The organism is Streptomyces sp. NPDC054840 (assembly GCF_053611065.1).
In genome coordinates this window covers 1-4,661 of the sequence record NZ_JBSGZP010000594.1, presented here as the reverse complement: position 1 = coordinate 4,661, position 4,661 = coordinate 1, and the positions used below count along the sequence as shown (strand labels likewise).

At 69.0% G+C, this 4,661-nt stretch carries 4 protein-coding genes; all 4 read left to right on the top strand.

The genetic code is table 11. From position 1 onward, the window contains the following. Nucleotides 1–72 precede the first annotated feature (72 nt). A complete protein-coding gene (locus tag ACWGIU_RS30335) occupies nucleotides 73–1,341 on the top strand; it encodes a serine hydrolase domain-containing protein (protein ID WP_453711140.1) in 1,269 nt (422 codons plus the stop codon). Between the two features lie 20 nt (nucleotides 1,342–1,361). Next, entirely contained in the window at nucleotides 1,362–2,324 is a 963-nt protein-coding gene (locus ACWGIU_RS30330) for an endonuclease/exonuclease/phosphatase family protein (protein WP_453711141.1), read from the top strand. A 389-nt stretch (nucleotides 2,325–2,713) separates the two neighbouring features. After that, nucleotides 2,714–3,421 carry a tRNA-dependent cyclodipeptide synthase gene (locus ACWGIU_RS30325; RefSeq protein WP_453711138.1) on the top strand — a complete coding sequence of 236 codons (708 nt, stop codon included), beginning with the start codon at nucleotides 2,714–2,716 and terminating at the stop codon, nucleotides 3,419–3,421. Beyond that, nucleotides 3,411–4,595 (top strand): cytochrome P450, encoded by a 1,185-nt coding sequence (locus ACWGIU_RS30320; RefSeq protein WP_453711136.1) that lies wholly within the window; start codon nucleotides 3,411–3,413, stop codon nucleotides 4,593–4,595. Before ACWGIU_RS30325 ends, ACWGIU_RS30320 begins: the two co-directional genes overlap by 11 nt. The last annotated feature ends 66 nt before the right edge of the window (nucleotides 4,596–4,661 follow it).

Genomic DNA, 4,661 nt, shown 5'->3' with positions numbered 1-4,661 from the left:
CCGCGCGACCGGGGGCCCGCGGACCTACGCTGATGGTGTTGCCCGGGTCCTCGGACGGCAGGAGACCATGCCGTGAAGCCAACCCACCTCCGGCTACGCAGGGCGTGCGCGGCCGCCGCCGTGACAGGAGTGCTCATCGCCCCGGCGGCCGCCGGTTCCGCATCGGGGGTGTCCGTTCCCTCACGGACCTCCGCTCCCCTCTCCGCGGCCACGGCCCCCACGCCCCCGCCCACCCCTTTCCCTTCCTCGGACACCGATACGGGCTTCACGCCCCTCACACCGGCCGTCGCGGCACAACTCGACGCGGCCGTGCGCCGGGTCATGCGCGAGGCGCAGGTACCGGGCGTGACGGTCGGACTGTGGGCCCCCGGCAAGGGGAGCTACCTACGGTCCTTCGGCGTGGCGGACAAGGCGACCGGCGCGCCGATGACTCCCGACCTCCACGTGCGCATCGGCAGTGAGACCAAGACGTTCACCGTCACCGCCCTCCTCCAGCTCGTCGACCAGGGCAAGGCGGGTCTGGACGACCCCATCAACAGCTACGTCAAAGGGGTTAAGAACGGTGACCGCATCACCCTGCGGCAACTGGCGGGCATGCGCAGCGGGCTCTTCAACTACAGCCTGGACGAGGACTTCGTCAAGAAGTTCGAGGCGGATCCGGAACAGTCCTTCACACCTCAGCAGTTGCTCGATGTCTCCTTCGCGCACCCCGTGCTGTTCGAGCCGGGCGCGGAGTTCGACTACAGCAACACCAACCTGATCCTGCTCGGCCTGGTCGTGGAGAAGATCACCGGCCGGCCGCTCCACGAGGTGATCACCAAGGACGTCCTGGGACCGGCCGGGCTCCGCAGCACGGTCTTCCCGACGAGCCCGGCCCTGCCGGTGCCGTACGCACACGGCTACACCGACCAGACGGCCTCGGGCAAGGTCGAGGACTCGACCTCCTGGAATCCGTCCTGGGCGTGGGCCGCCGGAGAGATGGTCTCCGACGTCCAGAACCTGCGCAGCTGGGCGCGCACCCTCGCCACCGGCACGCTGCTGAAGCCCGAGACGCAGGCCGAACGCCTGAAGACCACCCCGATGGACATCCCGGGTGCCGGCTACGGGCTCGGCATCTTCGACGTCCAGGGCTGGATCGGCCACAACGGGTCGATCCCCGGATACGAGGTGCTGCCCGTCTACCTGCCGTCGGCGCAGGCGACGATGGTCATCGTCTTGAACACCGACAGCCAGTACCAGGGCCAGGAGCCCAGCACGCTCTTCGGCGAGGCGGTCACCAGCATCGTCACCCCTCATCACGTGTATCCCGGCCACAAACCGGTCGCGCCCAAGGCCGGCTGACGGCAGGAGCGGCCGTGAGCGTGGTCATCGGTACATGGAACCTGGAGAACCTCTGCCGCCCCCTGCCCCCGGGCGGCCCGCCCTCGAACCGCTGCGCCGCCGAGGACGAGGCCGCCTACCGGGCGAAGCTGGACGGCCTCGCGGCCACCATCGGCCATCTCGCGCCCGATCTCCTCGGCGTCCAGGAGGTGGGCAGCCACCAGGCGCTGACCGATCTGGTCGACAGGCTCGACGGCGACTGGCACATCGCCCTCTCCACGCACCCCGACCGCCGCGGCATCCGGGCCGGCTTCCTCAGCCGCCGGCCGCTCACCGTGGTCGAGGACCGCACGGCCTTCCCGGACCACCTTCCGCCCGTCCGGGTCGAGGACGACGGCACCATGATCAAGAGGATGGGCCGCGGCGGCCTGGTCGTCCGCTGGACTCCCGCGCCCGGCCACACCGTGGGAGTGGCCGTCTGCCACCTCAAGTCGAAGCTGCTGACCTTCCCCGGCAACCGTCACAGCACGGACGACGAGCAACTGCGGTCCCGCTACGCCGCGTACGCCCTGTACCGCCGGGCCGCGGAAGCCGTCACCATGCGCTTCGTGGCCGATCAACTGCTGCAGGGCGACGGCCGCACGCACGAGGTGGTCGTGATGGGCGACCTCAACGACGAGTTCAAGGCGGCCACCACGCAGATCCTGTACGGCCCGCCCGGCTCGCAGATCGGTACCGGTGGCTTCCAGGACCCCGACCTCGGCGACCCGCGGCGCCTCTGGAACCTCGCTCCGCGCATCCTGGAGCAGGGCGGTTTCTCCCGCGTCTTCGAGGGCCAGAAGGAGCTCATCGATCACATCCTGGTGAGCCAGGCGCTGCTGCCCCGTCTGGAGCGGGTCTCCACCGGGCCGGAGAAGCTGCCGACCGTGGACGGCGCGCACCCGGCCGCCCCGCACGACAGTCCCTCCGACCATGCGCCGGTCCTCGCCGTGCTCGACTACTGACCGGCCTCACCGTCGCCGCGGTTCCGGGGCGGCCGGCCCGCCGTGCGTGCCGACCGGAAAGGCCCGTACGCCCCTACGACACGCGGAGGCTGATGGTCCCTCAGTGCCGGCTCTCGGCCGTGATCGGCCGGAGGAATTCCGATCGGCCGACCGATCCATTCCGGTGGACATTCCGGAAACGGCCGGTGAAACACATCCGACCGGCCGCCGCCAAGGCCGGATCGGCCGGGTTCAAAAGGTGCCCGGGTCAACTGTGTTGTCCGACAGATGAGTTACTACCCAGAAGACATGGAAGGTCGCTCACAGTTCAGGTAGCTTTCTGTCACGTCGCCGCCACACCCGGGGCACAGGGCCCCACGGGACTAGCGGCACAAAGGACCCGACCCCTGTTGACGACAGCAACCGAAGTCTTCACAGTCCGGCCGTACACCCCGCATTGCCAGGTGATCAGCACCGAAGGCGATCATGCCGTGATAGGTATTTCCCCGGGGAACAGTTACTTCTCGGCCCAACGTGTCAATGACCTTGCCCACTGGGGCCTGCGCAACTTCGAGCAGGTCGATCTCATCTACACCGACATGCACGTGGCCGAGATGTACGAGGCTCTCGGCTACGGCGAGGACGAAGCACGACGCAAGGCGGTGAAGAACCTGCGCGGTGTCCGCGCCAAGGTCAACAACGCCGCCGCGGAGGCCGATCCCACGGGCGTCCGCCTCCGCGCCCGCCCGATGTCGTCCCTCACCGACATCCCGGCCTATCGGGCGCTCCACAGTCACCTGACCAACCTGCTGGACTCCGACCCGGAGTTCCGCAGGACCAGCAACTCACTGGTCGATGCGTTCCTCTCGTCCAAGGTCCTGAACGGGAAGGCCGCCACCACGCGGCAGCGGGACGTGTGCCTGGAGTACGTCTGCGCCGAGATGCCGCTCTTCCTCGACACGCCGGCCATCCTCGGCGTGCCGTCCTCCCTCAATTGCTACCACCAGCTCCTGCCCATGGCGGAACTGCTCTACTCACGCGGCTCGGGCCTGCGCGCCTCACGCAACCAGGGTCACGCCGTCATCACCCCCGCCGAAGGAACTTCCGATGTCCACTGACACCCTGCTCGACTTCCCCTTCTCAGCGCGCGGCGATCAACTCCCGCCCGAGATCGAGGAGCTGCGCGGCGAACCGGTGAAGCGGGTTCGCACGATAGCCGGGGACGAAGCCTGGCTCGTCTCCTCCTATCCGCTGGCCAAGCAGGTCCTCGAGGACCCCCGGTTCAGCCTGAAGGACACCTCGGCACCCGGCGTGCCCCGCCAGTACGCGCTGACGATCCCGCCAGAGGTCGTCAACAACATGGGCAACATCACCGGCGCGGGACTGCGCAAGGCCGTTCTCAAGGCGATCAACCCCAAGACCGACGGGCTCACCGACTGGATGCGCGCCCAGGCCACCGGCCTGGTCGACAGCCTCCTGAGCCACGGGGCGCCGGTCGACCTGCGCGGCCAGTTCACCAACCCGTACGCCGAGAACCTGCACTGCCGCATCCTCGGCATTCCGGAGTCCGACGCGCCGCGCCTCGCGGCCAGCCTCGACATCGCGTTCATGAACTCGGCCTGCCCGGTGACCGGCGCCAAGCTCAACTGGGACCGCGACATCGCCTACATGGTGGAGCGCCTCGACGACCCCACCACCACCGGCCTGATCGCCGAGCTCGCCGCCCTGCGCAACGACCCCGACTACGACCACCTGACGGACGAGATGCTCGCCACCGTGGGCGTCACCCTGTTCGGCGCGGGGGTCATCTCCACCATGGGCTTCCTGACCATGGCGATCGTCTCGCTCCTCCAGAACCCCGAGATGTGGGAGCGGCTGCGCAAGGAGCCGGAGAAGATCCCGGCCGCGGTGGACGAACTCCTGCGCATCAACCTGTCGATCGCCGACGGCCTGCCCCGGCTCGCGCTGGAGGACGTCACCCTCGGTGACGTCGAGGTGAAGAAGGGCGAGCTGATGCTCGTCCTGGTCGAGGCCGCCAACACCGACCCCGACGTGTACCCCGACCCGCACGTGGCGGACATCGACCGGCCGAACGCCGGCACGCACCTCTCCTTCGGCGGCGGGCAGCACTACTGCCCGGCCACCGCTCTCGGCAAGCGGCACACCGAGATCGCCATCGAGGTACTCCTGGAGAAGATGCCCGACCTCGCTCTCGCCGTGCCGGTCGACCAGCTCGTGTGGCGTACCCGCTTCATGAAGCGCATCCCGGAGCGCCTGCCCGTGCTCTGGTAGATCGCGCCGGCGCGGGACGACGCGCCTGTTCGATGATGGCCCCGGCAGGGGGGAATCCTGCCGGGG